The sequence below is a fragment of the Barnesiella sp. An55 genome (genome assembly GCF_002161555.1).
Taxonomy (GTDB): Bacteria; Bacteroidota; Bacteroidia; order Bacteroidales; family Barnesiellaceae; genus Barnesiella; species Barnesiella merdipullorum.
The window spans coordinates 113500-131880 of the sequence record NZ_NFHZ01000009.1; the positions used below are offsets into that span (position 1 = coordinate 113500).

An 18381-nucleotide genomic window follows, 5' to 3' on the forward strand; every position below is an offset into this window, starting at 1 on the left:
GTCACACCCACAGCGCTACAATCTTAGGAATAAATATCAACAAGCCCACGGCTACCGACATGACGGCCAGGATGAGCACGGCTCCGGCAGCCAGATCTTTGGCATGCTTGATGGCCTCGTCATACTCCGTAGAGACCCGATCGCACAAGGCCTCGATGGCCGAATTGATGCCCTCGGCGGCCAACACGGCACCAATGCAGAGAATCACAGCTACCCACTCGAGCGACGAGAGCCCCAACAGAGCCCCGGCCACCACCACACACACCGCCACAAAACAGTGTATCCAAGCGTTGTGTTCGCGGCTTATCAAGCGGGCTATTCCCCGCCCCGCATATTTGAAACTGCGGGCCCGATCGGCAAAACTGAATCTTTTCTTTTCCATGGGCTTTTTCTCTTTGGGAGCAAAGATACATCTTTTGGCAACGAATAGCAAGATACCCCAACGTCGAAAGGATACACGCCGACCCCGCATGCTATACCGGCCGACAGCTCTCCGCAAAAAAGCGAGAGTCCCTGCTCTCGCCTAAAAACAATGTGCCCCGGTTTTACAACCGGGGCACAGCACAACAATATAATTGAAACGTCAATTATTTCTTGCGATTGCCATAACGGCTCATGAACTTGTCCACACGACCTGCGGTATCCACGAGTTTCTGTTTACCGGTGAAGAAGGGGTGTGAAGAACTGGTGATTTCCAGCTTTACCAAAGGATAGGTAACGCCATCAATTTCGATTGTCTCTTTGGCAGCTACAGTTGAACGGGTGATAAAGATTTCTTCGTTCGACATGTCTTTGAAAACTACGGGACGGTAGTTATCAGGATGGATTCCTTTTTTCATTGTTATATCGTCTTTTTAATATTATCAAATGTTCACGTTGGTAGCGTGATTTTTTCGTAATGGCTTGCAAATGTAGGGATAAGTTTCGACTTAGAAAAATATTTGCTCTACTTTTTCTCAAAAAAAGTCCGGCCGGAGCGAAATGCACCGGCCGGACCCTGTCTCATTTATCAATTTATTCAAACTCGATCAGCGGATCATTGGTACCTACCACGTCGTTCTCTTTGACAAGAACCCGTTTCACGGTACCGTTCATGGTCGAGAGGATATCGTTTTCCATCTTCATGGCCTCATACACGAGCAATACATCGTCCTTCTTCACCTGGTCACCGGCTTTTACCTTGATTTCTACAACCTTGCCACCCATGGGAGCATCGATTGTAGGACCGGTAATGGGTTCTACTGGAGCAGCCTCCTGAGCCTCTTCCTTCTTCTCCTCAACAGCCGGTTTCTTGGCCTCATACTCAGCGGCACGCACACCCTTCAGGTAGGTCGTAGCCACGTTGGGGAAGAGCTCGAGCAACAGGTATTCCTGCTCGTTCTCGGCCAGTTTCACGCCACCGAACTCGGGCAGAACGGGATTCTCGGGAGCCTTGTAGGAGTTGGTATCGTAGGGAGTCTCGATCGGGCTGCCTGTGATCTTTTCGCGGAACTTGGGATCTACGGGAACCGGAGTCTTTCCGTACTCACCTTTTACCAAGGCCTTGAACTGATTCGATACGGTCGTGTATTCGGGATTGCCTTTCAAGCGGTCGAGGGCGCAGCTCACAGCTTGGCTACCCACAATTTGGCTGGTAGGCGTAACCAGAGGCACCAGACCGGCATCGGAACGAACCTTCGGAATCAGCTTCATGGCATCATCGAGCACATGCTCGGCTTTGAGCTGCTTGAGCTGAGCCACCATGTTGGAGTACATACCGCCGGGGACCTCGGCCTCTTTCACCAGTTCGTTGGGTTTGGGGAATCCGAAGTAGTCTTCGATGGCGTGGCAAGCGTCGAGCAGAGCGGCCTCGTCGTTACGCTTGGCAGCATCGATAGCCGTGTCGAAGAGCTTGTCGATATTGTCGGGCAACTTGTCGATGAGCGGGTCGAAGGCGATGGGGAAGGCATCTTTCTTCAAGTCGTAAGCGGCGAGCTCGCGACGGATACCCAGCAACTCGGCCCGTATCTTGCTCACAGCCGTCATGTTTACCTCCATCTCCACGCCCAGTTTCTGGCAGAAGATGTAGAGCAACTCGATAGCTGGAGCTGCCGAACCGCCACCGAAATACCAGATGTTGGTATCGAGGATATCTACACCGTGGATAACGGCCATCAGCGAAGAGGCCAGACCGTAGCCGGGGGTACAGTGGGTATGGAAGTCAACGGGAACCTTCAGAGCCTGTTTGAGTTTAGGCATCAGCGAAGCTACCCGCGAAGGATTTACCAGACCGGCCATATCTTTCAGGGTCACCATCTTGGCACCCAGTTTTTCAAAGCCGAGGGCTTTTTCTACAAAATACTCATCGGTAAAGATGGGTTTGGGCAACTTCTTGCCGAAGAGGGCTTTCACCCGATCCATAAAGGTGATGGTATAGTGGGGATCGACCGTGTAGCACACGGCACCATCGGAGATGGCTCCCACGGCATTTATCTTTTCGACCGACGACTTCACGTTGTTCAAGTCGTTGAGGGCGTCGAATATACGCATGATACCCAATCCGTTGGCTACAGCCTCGCGGTAGAAGCCATCGAGAACCGTATCGGGATAAGGTGCATATCCAAACAAATTGCGTCCCCGAGAGAGAGCGGTCAAATACGAAGCACCGCCAATAGCATCGCTAATGGTTTTGAGGCGAGTCCACGGGCTCTCGTTCAAATAGCGCATAACCGAGTCGGGTACTGCACCACCCCAAACCTCCATAGCAAAGAAGCCGGCATCCTTATAATAAGGTAATACCCGATCTATCTGCTCCTGGGTAAGACGAGTTGCGAACAAGGATTGTTGCCCATCACGAAGGGTAAGATCTCGAATTTTCAATTTTCTTGGCATAGCAATCTGATTTAATAGGTGTTACATCTTTTCACATTACATGAATTAAGCTTACAAATATAATATTATTTAACTTATTATCAAAAGAAAAAGCGTACTTTTGTATTGTAAATGAATCTTGATAATCTTTTTGTATGTTCAATTTCTTTCATAAAAAGCCTGCTCCAGAACCTCTATTTCCCTATACGACAGAGGTTCACTGCCATATATTGCCGGGTATCGACGATGGTTCGCCCGACGTAGAACACTCCTTGCCACTGCTGCGCCAACTGCGGCAGTGGGGCATTGAAAAGGTGATTGCTACCCCTCACGTGACCGAAGCTACTTTTGAGAATACACCGCAAACGGTGGGCGATGCCTACGAACGCTTGTGCCGCGAGCCTGAGTTTGGCGAGATAGGCATACAGCTCTGCTACTCGGCCGAATATCGCATGGACGATAACTTTCTGGGCATCTTTCAACGGAACGAAATCATGCCCATGCCAGGCAACCATGTACTCATCGAGAACTCTTTCCTACAACCGTTCTGGAATATCAAAGAGCTTGTTTTCGAGCTGCAGCTCAAGGGTTTCTCACCCATCTTGGCCCACCCCGAACGGTATGCCTATTACTACGACGACAAAAAGATTTACCAGGAGCTGCACAACCAGGGCTGTGAATTTCAGGTAAACCTGCTCTCCCTGGCCGGCTATTACAACCGGCGGTCGCGCGAAGTGGCCGAATGGCTGGCTTCGCAACACATGATCGATTACCTGGGTAGCGATCTGCACAACAGCAACCACCTGCTGCACCTGAGCAATTACCTCACCGGGAAAGATTTTGCCAAACACATGCGGGAGATTCACCCCCAAAACGATTCGCTGTAAAACCGATCCACACAAAAAGGAACAGACAGGGGCGGAGAAAAACTCCGCCCCTGTCTGTTTTCTATCGTGTAACACCTCAATCGAAAATACCCTCGATACTCTCTACCGGGGCATCCGAAGTCGGTTCCTCGACATAAGAGCCGCCACTGCAGGGATCAGCATATTCGGGCGGTATCTCGAAGTTGCTGGTCTGCGAATATCCCAGCGTGGGATCGCCATAGACTTTCTGCATGTAGAGTCCATAGATAGGCAGGGCCATGCTGGCACCCTGCCCGTCGGCCATGCCGTCGAAGTGTATCGAACGGTCCTCGCCACCGACCCACACGCCCGAAACCAGGTCGGGGGTAAAGCCCATGAACCAACCGTCGGAGTTGTTGTTGGTCGTACCCGTCTTGCCTCCCATGGGGGCCGTGATGCCATAGCGGAAACGGATGCGGCCGCCCGTGCCATGGTCGATTACGTCGCGCAACATGGGCAGAATGCGGTAATAGGCCTGTTCGCTGAAGACCTCGGTCATCGTGGGGGTAAACTCCGAAATCACATTTCCCAGATTATCCTCGATACGGGTAACATAGAGCGGATCGACCCGCACTCCTTTGTTCGAGAAGGCCGTATAGGCAGTCACCATCTCCTCAACCGAAACATCGACCGGTCCCAGACAGAGCGACACCACCTCGTCGATCTTGTTCTTGATGCCAAACGAGTGCATCAAACGGGCCAGCGACGAAGGCGAGAGTTTGTCCATGAGCCGGGCCGAAATCCAGTTGTTCGAGTTGGCCAAACCCCAACGCAGAGTCACCATCTCGCCTACCCTCGCCTTCGACGAGTTGCGGGGCGACCAGGCCTGCCCGCTCTCGGTAATGAGCGTGGGCTGTTCGTTCAGGAACATATCGCAAGGGGTGAAGCCCTCTTCCATGGCCAGCGTATAGAGGAACGGTTTCACGGTCGAACCGATTTGCCGGCGACCTACCGACACCATGTTGTATTGGAAGTGGGCAAAGTCGGGACCACCCACATAGGCCTTCACATGACCCGTATGGGGATCCATCGTCATGAAACCCGTGCGCAGGAACGACTTCTGGTAACGAATCGAATCCATGGGCGACATAATCGTGTCGATCATGCCGTCGTATGAGAATACCTGCATCTCGACAGGTGTGAGAAATGCCTCCTTGATTTTGGCCTCGCTCACACCGTCTTGTTTCATGGAGCGATAGCGGTCGGACTGTTTCATGGCCCGGTCGAGAATGGCCTCGCGCTCCTCTTGCGAGATGCTTCGCGAGAAGGGTGCATAGCTGCGCCCCTTCTTCTCGGCGAAGAAGCGGGGTTGCAGGTAGTGGCCCAGGTGCTCCTCGACCGCCTCTTCGGCATAGCGCTGCATGCGCGAGTCGATGGTCGTATAGATTTTCAGCCCGTCGGTATAGATATCATATTTCGAGCCGTCGGCCTTGCGATTCTTCTCGCACCAGCCATACAGGGGATTGGTAGCCCAGGCAATGGAGTCGTCGATAAACTTCTGAGCCTCCCAGCCGCGATAGTCGGCCCGCTCGGGCTTCTTGGCCGTCATCATCAGACGCAGCTGTTCTCTGAAGTAGGGAGCCAACCCCTCTTTGTGATCGACCCGCGTATAGTGCAATACCAAGGGCAGAGCCTGCAACGAGTCGAGTTCGGCCTTGGTAATGTATTTGGCCTTGTACATTTGATTCAGCACCGTGTTGCGGCGCCCGCGCGTGCGCTCGTTGTAACGACGGGGGTTGTAATACGAGGGGTTCTTACACATACCCACCAGCGTAGCGGCCTCCTCGATCTTGAGTTTGTCGGGGGTGGTGTGGAAATAGATATAGGCTGCCGACTGGATACCCACTGCGTTGTTGAGGAAATCGAAGTGGTTGAGATACATGTTCACAATCTCCTCCTTGGTATAGAACCGCTCGAGCTTCACGGCAATAACCCACTCCTGCGGTTTCTGGAAAAGGCGCTCCACAATGTTGTCGGCATTGGGCGAATAGAGCAGTTTGGCCAGCTGCTGGGTAATGGTACTACCCCCACCGGCGCTCTTCTGAAACAGAAGTCCCCGCTTGATAAAGGCTCTGAAGAGAGCCTTCACATCGATACCCGAGTGCTCTTTGAACCGAATATCCTCGGTAGCAATGAGGGCATTGACCAGGTAGGGCGATATTTCGTTGTAGTGCACATACACCCGGTTGCTCTTGCTCTGGTAGAAGCGACCCAATACCTGCATGTCGGAGGAGTAAATCTCCGAGGCAAACTTGTCCTTGGGATTCTCCATATCCTCGATAGGCGGCATATAGCCAATCCACCCCCACGAAATCATGGCAAACGCGATGACGGCGAGAAGCACCAGGGAGCCAAAGGCAATCCACATATATTTAATAACCCGAGAAGTGTCTCCAAAAGCTCTTTTAATTCTATCCACTTTCATTGTTTTTCCTGCAATCTACGATTTTTCGACCCCCGGGGCCACACCCGGCGATCCCTTTAAAGCCAATTGTTAAAGCAAAGGTAGCAAATATATTTCATTCCACGGCATATTGCAGATTTATAAAGAATATTTTTTATGCCTAAACAATTTGGCTTTCGCCCTTTTTTTACTATCTTTGCTTATCGAAATGAATTGGCGGGAACAGACATATAATCCATTACAGCAAAGGCATTTTTACAAAAGCCAAGGAATATATTCTCTCCAAAATAAACCGAATTGCAAGCCAGCGTGACATTCATTGTCGTGTTGGCTTTTTCATTGACAACCGTATTTGTAACCTATAAACAAATCATACCGACGATGAAACGTGAGAGTTTAGTATCTATTACCGATTTCTCAAAAGAAGAAATTCTGGACCTGCTTCAAAAAGCGAGTCGATTCGAGGCCAACCCCAACCAAAAAATACTCGAAGGCAAAGTCGTGGCCACGCTCTTCTTCGAGCCCTCTACCCGCACCCGACTCAGTTTCGAGACCGCCGTCAACCGCCTGGGCGGAAGAATCATCGGCTTCTCCGACGCCAGTACCACCAGCTCGTCGAAAGGCGAGACCCTGAAGGACACCATCATGATGGTGAGCAACTATGTCGATCTCATCATCATGCGGCACCACCTCGAGGGGGCTGCCCGCTACGCCTCGGAGATTGCATCGGTACCCGTCATCAACGCCGGCGACGGTGCCAATCAGCACCCCTCGCAAACGATGCTCGACCTCTACTCGATCTACAAGACGCAAGGTACGCTCTCCAACCTGAACATCACGATGGTAGGCGATTTGAAATACGGACGCACCGTGCACTCCCTGCTCATGGCCATGTCGCACTTCAACCCCACCTTCCACTTCGTCGCCCCCGACGAACTGAAGATGCCCATCGAGTACAAGATATTCTGCGAGCAGCACCACATCCCCTACTTCGAGCACTCCGAATTTTCCGAGGAGGTCATCAACCAGGCCGATATCCTGTACATGACCCGCGTGCAACGCGAACGCTTCACCGACCTCATGGAGTATGAAAAAGTAAAGAACGTATATACCCTGCACAACAGCATGCTCGACCACAGCAAAGAGAACCTGCGGATACTCCACCCGCTGCCCCGTGTCAACGAAATCTCCTACGACGTGGACAGCAACCCCAAGGCTTACTACTTCCAACAGGCCAAGAACGGTCTGTATGCCCGGCAAGCCATCATCTGCAAAGTATTAGGAATTGAAGTTTAACCCCACCATTTCGAAAATCATGAACGTCGAAAAGAAAGAACTAAAAGTAGCAGCCCTCGAAAACGGAACGGTGATCGACCACATTCCCTCAAACCAGCTTTTCAAGGTGGTCTCTATCCTGGGTCTCGAAAAGTGCCCCAACAGCATAACCATCGGCAACAACCTGGCCAGTAAGAAAATAGGACGAAAAGGCATCATCAAGGTAGCCGACCGATTCTTCAAGGAAGACGACCTGAACAAGATTGCCCTGGTAGCCCCCGAAGCACAAATCAACATCATCCGCGACTACCAGGTGACCGAGAAACGCAAAGTGTCGCTCCCCGACGTGGTGCACGGCATCATCCGCTGCAACAACCCCAAATGCATTACCAACAACGAACCCATGGAGACCATCTTCCACGTGACCGACAAGGTAAACATTCAGGTAAAGTGCCACTACTGCGAACGCTCGGTATCGAAAGACGAAATAGAAATCTGCTAACCCATACCCCCCCGATATGAAACAAAGCTGGAAACCCGGGACTACCATCTACCCGCTGCCGGCCGTACTGGTGAGTTGCGGCAGCTCTCCCGAAGAGTACAACCTGCTCACCGTAAGCTGGGTGGGTACCATCTGTACCAATCCGCCCATGTGCTACGTCTCGATACGCCCCGAGCGCTACTCCTACGAGATTCTGCGTAAGAACATGGAGTTTGTCATCAACCTCACGACGGTCGAGATGGCGCGTGAAACCGACTGGTGCGGTGTCACCTCGGGGAAGAACTGCAACAAGTTCGAGAAGACCGGCCTCACGCCCCATAAAGCACAAATCGTGCAAGCTCCATACGTCGAGGAGTCGCCCCTCTGCATCGAGTGTAAAGCCCGCGAAATCGTGCGCCTGGGCTCGCACGACATGTTCATCGCCGATGTCGTCAACCTGCTGGCCGACGACAAATACATCGACCCCGAGACCGGAGCGTTCGATATGCAAAAGGCCAACCTGCTGGTCTATTCGCACGGTCACTACTACGAGATGGGCCGGGAGATAGGCAAGTTCGGCTGGTCGGTCCAGAAGAAAAACAAGTAACGCGCATGAAGAGACTGGCCACCGTCATCTGCCTTGCACTCTCGCTTACCCTCGCCGCCGAGGCTCAGATCAAGGTCAAGGAGTTGAACGTGAACAAACGGTTCAACTGGGGTATTCGCGTGGGTGTGAATGCACCGCTGGTCGATATACGGCACATGACTCTCGACGGGAACAAGATCGACGAGTCGGACTCCGAGTCGAGTCTGGGTCTGTCGGGCTCCTTCATCGGCCGGTACAACATCAAGCGACACTACATTCAGCTCGAGGTGGGCATGCACCAGTCGCACACACGACTCTATAACCCCGACTACGGGTTGAACAAGATCAACACCTCGTCCTATGCCGTCGATGTCCCCGTGCTCTACGGATACAACATCACCAAGCATGGACCCTTCTTGATGAACCTGTTTGCCGGGCCTCGCGTCTCCTACATCTGCAACGAGACCAGTCGCATCAACACCTCCAGCACCACGTCGCGCAACCTGGTGTATGACGACAAGCCCAACAGCTTCTCGTTCTATGCGGTGGGTGGACTGAGCACCACCATCGGTCACCTCTATATCGATTTCCGGTATGCCTACTGCATAAAGAACTCGAAAGACCAATCGTTTCGACTCGGCAACGACGACACTCAGGTAGGGCAAGTGAAGCTCTCGCGCGCCGTCAACGAGTTGAGCATTTCAATAGGATATTTATGGTAAGACTACTTTAATACACAAAACAACATGAAAAGAGACAACGTCATTTTCGACATTATCGAAAAAGAGAACCAACGACAACGTAAAGGAATCGAATTGATTGCCTCTGAAAACTTTGTCAGCGAACAAGTGATGCAAGCCATGGGCTCCTGCCTGACCAACAAGTATGCCGAGGGCTATCCCGGGAAACGCTACTATGGTGGCTGCGAGGTAGTCGATCAAAGCGAGCAAATCGCCATCGACCGCATCAAGAAACTGTTCAACGCCGAATGGGCCAACGTGCAACCTCACTCGGGGGCACAAGCCAACATGGCCGTATTTATGGCCGTGCTCAATCCCGGCGACAAATTCCTGGGGCTGAACCTCTCGCACGGCGGTCACCTCTCGCACGGGAGCCCCGTGAACTTCTCGGGCCTGATGTTCCACCCGCTCGAGTACAGCGTGAGAGAAGATACCGGTTATGTCGATTATGATATGATGGAAGAGGTGGCTCTGCGCGAGCGTCCCAAACTGATTATCGGCGGTGCCTCGGCCTACTCGCGCGAATGGGACTATGCCCGCATGCGCAAGATTGCCGACGAGATCGGGGCCATCTTCATGGTCGATATGGCTCACCCGGCCGGACTCATCGCTGCCGGTCTGCTCGACAACCCGCTCAAATATGCCCACATCGTCACCTCGACAACCCACAAGACCCTGCGTGGTCCCCGCGGCGGTATCATCCTCATGGGCAAAGACTTCGACAACCCCTGGGGCAAAAAGACTCCCAAAGGCGAAATCAAGAAGATGTCGGCTCTGCTCGACTCGGCCGTATTCCCCGGCGTACAGGGCGGCCCGCTCGAGCATGTGATTGCCGCCAAAGCCGTGTCGTTCGGCGAGGCCCTGCAACCCGAGTACATCGACTACCAGACTCAGGTGAAGAAAAATGCCGCTACCATGGCCCAGGCCTTCATGGACAAAGGCTACAAGATTATTTCAAACGGTACCGACAACCACTGCATGCTCATCGACCTGCGCACCAAGTTCCCCGAACTCACGGGTAAAGTGGCCGAGAAGGCTCTGGTTCAGGCCGACATCACGGTCAACAAAAACATGGTTCCGTTTGACAGCCGCTCGCCGTTCCAGACCTCGGGTATCCGTGTAGGTACACCGGCCATCACCACTCGTGGAGCCAAAGAGGATATGATGCTCGAGATTGTCGAGCTCATCGACACTGTGCTCTCCAACCCCGAAAACGAGTCGGTTATCAAAGCCGTGCGCGAGAAGGTGAACAGCATGATGAAGGACTATCCCATCTTTGCCTATTAACGCATCGACCGTATCGACAATTCATTCACATAAGTACACTCCCCCGTTGCGGGAGTGTACTTTTCATTTACAGCATAAACGACTATTCCATGAAAACAAGTGCTAAACTGTTCCTTGCGGCCCTGCTGCTGACCGGAGCCTTCGTGCCCGAATGTGCAGCTCAAGACTGGCCCAACCTCAACTGTTACCGCGAAGCCAACCAATCGCTCATGGAGGCTCGCCACAACGACCCCAACGACTCACAAAAAACGTGGGTGGTCTTTATGGGCGACTCGGGCACCCAAGGATGGGCCGAGAAAGATCCCGAATTTTTTACCAGTCACAACTACATAGGCCGGGGCATCAACGGACAGACAACCCCGCAGATGCTGTTGCGATTCCGTCAGGATGTCATCGACCTCAAACCCCAGGTCGTGGCGATTCTGGGTGGAGCCAATGATATTGCCGGCAACACCGGTCCCTCGAGCATTAAAATGATTATGGACAATATCGTGTCGATGGTCCAGCTGGCCCAGGCCAACGGCATCAAAGTGGTGCTCTGCTCGACCCTCCCCTCCAACCACTTCTACTGGATTCCCGAACTCAAACCGGCCGACCTGCTCATCGAGCTGAACCGGCAAATCAAGGCTTATGCCGATGCCAACCAAATTCCCTTTGTCGATTACTACTCGGCCCTGGTCGATGACGAGAAGGGATTGAACCCGGCCTACCGCATCGATACCGCCCACCCCTCGCTCGAGGGATACAAGCTCATCGAGCCATTGGTAGTCAAAGGCATCGAACAGGCTCTCGCCAACGAGCCAACCAAGTAAAATAAAAAAGGAGCCTCCGATTTTGGAAGAATACCCCTCTCACTTTATAATCGCAGTCTTATGAAAACAAAAGCAAAATTACTGCTGTCGGCCCTGCTGCTGACCGGAGCCTCGGCTGTCGAGTGCGCCGCCCAGGACTGGCCCGCCCTGAACCGTTACCGCGACGACAACCAGGCACTCATGGAGGCCCGCCGCAACGACCCGGCCGAAGCGCAAAAAAAATGGGTGGTATTTATGGGCAACTCCATCACCCAAAACTGGGCCAAGATGGATCCCGACTTCTTCACCACCCACAACTACATAGGCCGGGGTATCAGCGGGCAGACTTCGCCGCAAATGCTGCTGCGGTTTCGTCAGGATGTCATCGACCTCGCGCCCAAGGCAGTAGTCATTTTGGCCGGCACCAACGACATTGCCGGCAACACCGGCCCCTCGAACATTAAAATGATTATGGACAATATCGTGTCGATGGCACAGCTGGCCCGGGCCAACGGCATCGAGGTGGTGCTCTGCTCGGTACTTCCCGCCAACCGCTACCGCTGGGCCCCCGAGGTAAAACCGGCCGAGACGATCGTCGAGCTGAACCGGCAGATTAAAGCCTATGCCGAGGAGAACCACCTGACCTATGCCGATTTCTATACGCCCCTCGTCGATGACCAGATGGGGCTGAACCCGGCCTATGGCAACGATGGTGTACACCCCACCCTCGACGGGTACAAGATCATAGAGCCTCTGGCGGTAGAGGCTATCGAAAAGGCTTTGGCCCGATAGCCCAACCCCGACAAAAAACAAGAGAGGGACCGCGTCGTAGAAATCGCCGACATGGTCCCTCTTTCTGTCTTAACCTGAAGCGGCCGGACACAGAAAACGCTTTGCGGTCGGACACTTCTGTCTCTCGATACGAAACCCTGCAACTATCGGATGCCGTATCGTTTCAATATCTTCATAATCTGGGGTTGGTATTGTCGCACCAATCGGTCGAAGCCCAGATCGTTGGGGTGAGTACCATCGATAGATCCCTCGTGATCGGTACCGATAGCGTGGTTATCGCGAATGAGGTAAATGTCTTTTACTCCCTCCTTTTTCAACAGTTCATACTGTTCGATAAATGCCTCGCTCTGACGGATACAACGCTCGTGCATCTGTTGGTCGCTATACCCATCCTCACGCATAAAAGTCTCGACCAGGATAATAGGGACTCCGGGGTGATGCTCACGTATCGTCTTTACCAAATACTGGGTGCGCTCGGTAATCTCCTCGGGCAAGGGGTTAGGCATGCAATCGAGCACAAAGGCATCGGCCCTGACATCTTTCAACATGTTGGCTACGGCAGGCTCCATCTTACCGCTACCGCTCAATCCAAAATTGACAAAATTGAAGCCCGTGTTACGAGCCATACGAGCCGGATAGGCCAACCCGGCACGGCTGGCAGAAGCCCCGTGCAGAATACTCGACCCATAAATCAGTATCGTATGGCGGAAAGGCGACGGCTCTGCCGTAATGACGGCAGCCGAATCGACCCCAATCTCGAGCGAAGTAATCTCGTCGAACAGGGGGAGATACAACAGAAAACGATGCTCGCCCGACTTCAAGTTCTTGACCAGGCAACACTCGTGTTCTGTCTTCCCGGCCGTAGGAGTACCTACACCAACCGGCATCCAACCGTCGTCACTATACATGTAAAGATCGAGCCCCCGTTGGGCAATAGGAGTCATATTGCCCATCACACGCTTGCCTTCGGTAGTCCAGCGAGCCACCACGGTAGGACTGTTGGTTTTGAAACTGACAGCCAAACCAGCCGAATAGGTAAACAGGTTTTTCACATGTTTAGGCATATCGCTATACTTTTCCACATCGACCCGGTGATAGACATTCGCGGGAGTAGGCATCGCCTTCCCAACCAGGGTGAGGCTCGAAGCCTCGACATACTTCAAATTCTTGTTTGCCGGCCATACTAAGAGCGGCATCAAACAGCACAATGCAATGAATAAAATTCCACGTTTCATGGTTCATTATAATTTATGTTTTACATGATGAGTCTTCATTAAAGAGGATCGACATCGTAATAGAGTAGCAGCGATTTGAACCGGTCATCGACCAGCATATTCTCATATACCTGCCGCAAAATCTCCTTCACGCGCGACATCGACGCGGCCAGCTCCATCTTCAGCACCACCTTGCGGATGTAGAGCGACTGAATACGGGCTACCGGCGGATTGTCGGGCCCCAGTACCCGGCTGCCAAAGACCTCGCGCAGAGCCGAGGTATAACGCACCGCAAGTTCCTGCAGGAGGGTTTCGTCGCGATGCTTCAGATAGATATATATCAATCGGGTATAAGGCGGATAGGAGAAGGACTTGCGCTCGGCCAACTGCATGGCATACATTCCCTCGTAGTCGTGGGCCATCACCTGGCGGATAAGGGGTGCCGAGGGATCGGAGGTCTGCAACACCACCACCCCCTTTTTGCTCTTGCGCCCGGCTCGACCCGACACCTGTTCCATCATCTGGAAGGCCCGTTCGTGAGCCCTGAAATCGGGAAAGTTCATCATCTGGTCGGCACTCAAGATACCCACCACACTCACCTGGTCGAAATCCAGTCCCTTGGTAATCATCTGAGTACCGATGAGAATCTTGTTTTTCCCTTTGGAAAAGTCGTCGATAATCTGCTCATAGGCGTTGCGCGAACGGGTTGTATCCAAGTCCATGCGCGACACGGGGACTCCCGGGAAATGTTGGGCGATATCCTCTTCGATGCGCTCGGTCCCGAAACCCATCACCCCAATGGTGGGCTGCCCGCAGGCGGGACACACCTTGGGTATTTCGTAGGTATAACCACAATAGTGACAGGTGAGTTGGTTGTAGCGCTTATGGTAGGTAAGGCTCACATCGCAATGCTCGCACTTGGGCACCCAGACACACTGCTTGCACTCGACCATGGGGGCAAATCCCCGGCGGTTTTGGAAAAGAATTACCTGTTCGCCCTCATGCAAGGCCGTCTGCATGCGGTTGAGCAACTCAGGCGAGAAGTTTCCCCGCATGCGGTTTTTCCTGCGCATCTCCTTCACATCGACCGGAATAATCTCGGGCAACTCCACGTCGTTGAACCGACGCTTCAACTCCACCAGTCCATATTTGCCCTGGCGGGCGTTGAAGTAGGTCTCGATAGCCGGCGTGGCCGTGCCCAACAGCGTTTTCGCCCCGTGCATCGAGGCCAACACAATAGCCGCATTGCGGGCATGATAGCGAGGGGCCGGATCGTATTGCTTGTAGGAGGTCTCGTGTTCCTCATCGACAATGACCAGCCCCAGGTCGGCAAAAGGCAGGAAGATGGACGAGCGTACCCCCAACACAAGTCGAGGCAAACGACTGTCGAGCAGGGTGTTCCAGATTTCGACCCGCTCGTTGTCCGAGAATTTGGAGTGATAAATCACCAGCTTATCGCCAAACATCTTGCGCAGGCGGTTGGTCAACTGGGTAGTCAAGGCAATCTCGGGGACCAGATAGAGCACCTGCCTCCCCTCGTCCAACACCCGTTGAATGAGGTGGGCATAAATCTCGGTCTTACCACTCGAAGTGACACCGTGCAACAGAGTCACCGCGTGCTCCTTGAACGAATCGAGTATCTGCCGGTAGGCCGTCTGCTGCACCTCGCTCAGGGGAGCAATCTCTCCCACTGGAAGGGTTGCCGCATCGAAACGACTTATCTCTTTTTTATAGACTTCGAATATTCCCTTCTCGACCATTGCCCCCAACACGGCCGACGATACACCCGAGCGGTCGAGCAGTGCCTTGCGCGATACCTCTCGCAACTTGCCCCGCTGCATGAAGAGCGACAAATCGAGAAACGACAGGAGCATCACCTCCTGCTTCTTGGCCTGTTTCACCCGTTCGAAAGCGCTGCGCAAGGCGGTATCATCGCCGGGAGCAAAGGTGAGGCGGATGTAGGTCTCGGTCTTGGGCCGGTAGTGCGCCTTGATCTGCTCCGAAACAAACACGGCTTCACGCTCCAGCAACAGGCGAAGCGTGGGCAATATGTTGCGCATGCCACTCTCCTTCTCGAGTTCCTGCACGGTCATGCGCGACTTTTTCCCGAGGGCGGCCAGCAGCATCCATTCCCGCTCCTTCAGCCGGTCATCGTCGGGCTCCTCGAAGTCGGCATTGAGTGTAACGGTCGTCTCGCTCTCGAGTTTCAGCCCCGAAGGCAAGGCGGCCTTATAGACATCGCCCACCGAGCAAAGATAATAGTCGGCAATCCACTCCCAGAATTGCAGTTGCGGACGCCGCAAGATGGGCCGGTCGTCGAGTATCGAGAGAATCTCTTTCACTTCGTATCCCTGGGGCATGACGTCGTGCAAACGTACCACGATAGCCGTGTAGTATTTCTTGCGGCCAAAAGGTACCACCACCCGGCTGCCGGGTTGCAGCGAGGCTTGCCAGTCGGCAGGAATCCGATAGGTAAAATACTTGTAAAGCGGTAAAGGCAATACGACGTCGGCAAATGTGTTCATAACTCAAAACGCTTCTTCCCGGGAGGGGCCCGGCTCTATCTCGTACAAAGATAGCACAAAATGAGTGTAGGGACAAACCGGCGCAATACAAAAAAGAGCGGGGCCGGGAGTCATACTCCCAGCCCCGCCGTATGGTATTTATTCCTTATCTTATGTTGGATTAGAACAGATAGGCTGCCGTTACGGTCCATGCCCGGCTCTTACCGTTCAAGGTTGCATTGATCAGATTGTCATCGAGCTCCATGGTCTTGCCCAAGCCCCAACCATACTGGGCTGCAATCTGCAAATGGCTGAAGAACTCAAGACCCAGGCCCACATTGATGGCCGTCTCGAAACTCTTGTTCTTGTACTGATCGGCCAAGTTGTCGCCTACCCGGAAGGCAAAACTGGGACCGGTATAGACAAAGGGCGACATAAACGACCCTACCACCGGCAACGAGAATTTATACTTCAGGTTGATAGGTATCTCTATATAATCGGTGTGATGCGTCTCTGTCAGGTTGGAAGTAACCTCTTTCAAGGTAGATCCTTTGCGAGAGTACATCACACTAGCATCGAGGCCCACCCCGATAACGGGCACCATAAACTCGGCCATGATACCACCCGTAAAACTCGTGATATTGTTCGATTTCAAATTCTCAGACAAGTTTCCACCCAGAGAGAGAGACGAGATGTTCACACCAAGCTTGGGTCCAAACTTAAACTGTGCATTGGCCGGAATCGCCAAAAACAAGGCAGCAATGAGAGCTACACAAAAAACTGTCTTTTTCATAAATCTCTTTTTATTTGTATTTCTAATTTTTAGTCGCAGAACAGACTATTTCTATAACCCATTTCGCGACACCTCTTTGCACAAAGATAAGATAAAATATATTAAAATCACAAAATCGAACGAGAAATCGACAAGAAATACAAAAATTTACAGGCTCTTATCGGCTATCAAAAAAAATAGCGTATCTTCGACAATCGAAAAAAACAATACACTCGCTTATGGACATAACCGACAATAAACCTACTATCGAAGAAGAGATCGTCAAGATGCTGAAGACCGTGTATGACCCCGAAATTCCGGTCAACATATACGACCTCGGCCTCGTCTATAATATTGAAGTCGATGACGGTGCCGTGAAAATAGAGATGACTCTCACGGCCCCCAACTGCCCCGCGGCCGACTTTATCATCGAGGATGTGCGCATGAAAGTCGAGAGTATCGAGAATGTAAAGAGTGTTGATATCCAGCTCGTATTCGAGCCCGAATGGGATAAAGACATGATGAGCGAAGAGGCCAAGCTCGAACTTGGACTACTGTAATCCATATCGCCTATGCCCGGAACAAAGACCTATTTCGCATCAGACTTCCATTTGGGAGCCCGATACATCGAGAACCCGCTGGAATACGAACGCCGCATTGTGCGTTGGCTAGACAGCATCAAGGCCGATGCCGGCACCCTCTACCTGCTGGGCGATATCCTCGATTACTGGTATGAGTACCGCTATGTGGTGCCCCGGGGATTTACCCGCTTCTTTGGCAAGCTGGCCGAGTTGAGCGACAGCGGCATCGACATTCACTGGTTCATCGGCAACCACGACATCTGGATATTCGACTACCTGCCCCACGAACTGGGCATCACCATACACGACGGCAGCCTCGTCACCGAGATAGGCGGCAAACGATTCTACCTCTCACACGGCGACAATGTGGGGCAGCGCGACCGCTCGTTCCGTCTGCTTCGCAGCATCTTCCGCAACCGGTTCTGCCAACGGCTCTATGCCGCCATACACCCGCGGTGGACCGTCGCCTTTGCCCTGCGGTGGTCGGCCCACAGTCGCAAAACCGGCGACGACTATGCCCAATACCAGGGCGAGAAAAACGAGCATCTGGTCTGCTTTGCCAAGGAATACCGCAAGGAACATCCCATCGACTGCTTCATCTTCGGGCACCGACATATCCTGCTCGACCTGGCTCTCCCCCAAAAAAGCCGCATCATCATCCTGGGCGACTGGATTAAAAATCCATCCTATGCCGTAGCCGATGAAACAGGTATCATTTTATATGATTATATCGAAGAATAATGGTAAAATAGAGAGCAAAAATCCAATTTTAATATTTTTTACACATTCGCAGTTACAGATTAAAAGTCACCCCAATAGCTTATTTAACAATCATTTACAGCCCATACAACACAAAAAGTACTTAAAAAAGTATATTATAAAACATATTTTTTTGTTTGTTTATCTGCAAAAAAAAGTTGTCCTTTGTGTCAATAACCTAAAACAATCTTTTTTACCTTAAAAAAATTAATACCTATTGAAAACCTATAAAGAAAGAGCTTTTGCGAAAAAGCTCTTTTTTTGTTACTATCTCCTCCCATTTTACCCACCTCTACCTCATGTGATATAGCTTGCAAAGCAAGGCCTAGTCGACAAAATTCAGGATGAAACCTCAGTAAAGCATTGATTTTAATATCTTTGTGAAGATTATTATAAATATGGCACAAAAAATGCTTTTTCTGTGGGTCTTCACATGTGGT

Annotated in this window: 18 protein-coding genes; 10 read left to right on the top strand and 8 right to left on the bottom strand. The window is 52.2% G+C overall.

Features of this window, described 5'->3' with window-relative positions; genetic code table 11:
• Position 1 precedes the first annotated feature (1 nt).
• From B5G10_RS07300 to B5G10_RS07310, 3 genes are all read right to left on the bottom strand, one after another.
• Positions 2-382 (bottom strand): diacylglycerol kinase family protein, encoded by a 381-nt coding sequence (locus tag B5G10_RS07300; RefSeq protein ID WP_087424067.1) that lies wholly within the window; start codon positions 380-382, stop codon positions 2-4.
• A gap of 205 nt (positions 383-587) precedes the next feature.
• Positions 588-839: a type B 50S ribosomal protein L31 gene (locus B5G10_RS07305; RefSeq protein WP_008862566.1), complete on the bottom strand. Its 252-nt coding sequence runs from the start codon at positions 837-839 to the stop codon at positions 588-590.
• A gap of 175 nt (positions 840-1014) precedes the next feature.
• Entirely contained in the window at positions 1015-2871 is a 1857-nt protein-coding gene (locus B5G10_RS07310) for a biotin/lipoyl-containing protein (RefSeq protein WP_087424068.1), read from the bottom strand.
• 134 nt (positions 2872-3005) lie between these two features.
• Between B5G10_RS07310 and B5G10_RS07315 the strand changes: the two genes are divergently transcribed.
• Positions 3006-3737, top strand: a complete 732-nt coding sequence (locus B5G10_RS07315; protein ID WP_087424069.1) for a CpsB/CapC family capsule biosynthesis tyrosine phosphatase — start codon at positions 3006-3008, stop codon at positions 3735-3737.
• Positions 3738-3813: 76 nt separating this feature from the next.
• Here B5G10_RS07315 and B5G10_RS07320 read toward each other — a convergent pair whose 3' ends face one another.
• Positions 3814-6123 carry a transglycosylase domain-containing protein gene (locus B5G10_RS07320; protein ID WP_164470658.1) on the bottom strand — a complete coding sequence of 770 codons (2310 nt, stop codon included), beginning with the start codon at positions 6121-6123 and terminating at the stop codon, positions 3814-3816.
• Between the two features lie 417 nt (positions 6124-6540).
• On the opposite strand from B5G10_RS07320, the gene pyrB reads away from it, so the two are divergent.
• From pyrB to B5G10_RS07355, 7 genes are all read left to right on the top strand, one after another.
• The gene (gene pyrB, locus B5G10_RS07325) at positions 6541-7455 is read left to right on the top strand and encodes an aspartate carbamoyltransferase (protein WP_087424094.1); all 915 of its coding nucleotides are present in this window, start codon (positions 6541-6543) and stop codon (positions 7453-7455) included.
• A gap of 19 nt (positions 7456-7474) precedes the next feature.
• A complete protein-coding gene (gene pyrI, locus B5G10_RS07330; protein ID WP_087424095.1) occupies positions 7475-7936 on the top strand; it encodes an aspartate carbamoyltransferase regulatory subunit in 462 nt (153 codons plus the stop codon).
• 16 nt (positions 7937-7952) lie between these two features.
• Complete coding sequence (locus B5G10_RS07335) at positions 7953-8522, top strand: flavin reductase family protein (RefSeq protein ID WP_087424071.1); 570 nt, start codon at positions 7953-7955, stop codon at positions 8520-8522.
• Positions 8523-8527: 5 nt separating this feature from the next.
• The gene (locus B5G10_RS07340; protein WP_087424072.1) at positions 8528-9223 is read left to right on the top strand and encodes a porin family protein; all 696 of its coding nucleotides are present in this window, start codon (positions 8528-8530) and stop codon (positions 9221-9223) included.
• 24 nt (positions 9224-9247) lie between these two features.
• Entirely contained in the window at positions 9248-10528 is a 1281-nt protein-coding gene (glyA, locus tag B5G10_RS07345) for a serine hydroxymethyltransferase (protein WP_087424073.1), read from the top strand.
• 89 nt (positions 10529-10617) lie between these two features.
• Entirely contained in the window at positions 10618-11340 is a 723-nt protein-coding gene (locus tag B5G10_RS07350; protein WP_087424074.1) for an SGNH/GDSL hydrolase family protein, read from the top strand.
• Between the two features lie 60 nt (positions 11341-11400).
• Positions 11401-12111, top strand: coding sequence for an SGNH/GDSL hydrolase family protein (locus B5G10_RS07355; protein ID WP_087424075.1), 711 nt, complete (start codon positions 11401-11403; stop codon positions 12109-12111).
• A 143-nt stretch (positions 12112-12254) separates the two neighbouring features.
• Here B5G10_RS07355 and B5G10_RS07360 read toward each other — a convergent pair whose 3' ends face one another.
• The 3 genes from B5G10_RS07360 to B5G10_RS07370 all read right to left on the bottom strand — a co-directional run bounded on the left by B5G10_RS07360 (position 12255) and on the right by B5G10_RS07370 (position 16622).
• Positions 12255-13346 (bottom strand): SGNH/GDSL hydrolase family protein, encoded by a 1092-nt coding sequence (locus B5G10_RS07360; protein ID WP_087424076.1) that lies wholly within the window; start codon positions 13344-13346, stop codon positions 12255-12257.
• A 38-nt stretch (positions 13347-13384) separates the two neighbouring features.
• On the bottom strand, positions 13385-15850 hold the full coding sequence (gene priA / locus B5G10_RS07365) for a primosomal protein N' (RefSeq protein WP_087424077.1): 2466 nt from the start codon (positions 15848-15850) through the stop codon (positions 13385-13387).
• Positions 15851-16010: 160 nt separating this feature from the next.
• Positions 16011-16622 carry a porin family protein gene (locus B5G10_RS07370; RefSeq protein ID WP_087424078.1) on the bottom strand — a complete coding sequence of 204 codons (612 nt, stop codon included), beginning with the start codon at positions 16620-16622 and terminating at the stop codon, positions 16011-16013.
• Between the two features lie 218 nt (positions 16623-16840).
• On the opposite strand from B5G10_RS07370, the gene B5G10_RS07375 reads away from it, so the two are divergent.
• Both B5G10_RS07375 and B5G10_RS07380 read left to right on the top strand, forming a co-directional pair.
• Entirely contained in the window at positions 16841-17161 is a 321-nt protein-coding gene (locus B5G10_RS07375; RefSeq protein ID WP_087424079.1) for an iron-sulfur cluster assembly protein, read from the top strand.
• Between the two features lie 12 nt (positions 17162-17173).
• Complete coding sequence (locus B5G10_RS07380) at positions 17174-17923, top strand: UDP-2,3-diacylglucosamine diphosphatase (RefSeq protein WP_087424080.1); 750 nt, start codon at positions 17174-17176, stop codon at positions 17921-17923.
• A gap of 188 nt (positions 17924-18111) precedes the next feature.
• Here B5G10_RS07380 and B5G10_RS12705 read toward each other — a convergent pair.
• The coding region (locus B5G10_RS12705; RefSeq protein ID WP_158098794.1) for a hypothetical protein at positions 18112-18381 on the bottom strand (270 nt) is incomplete at its 5' end.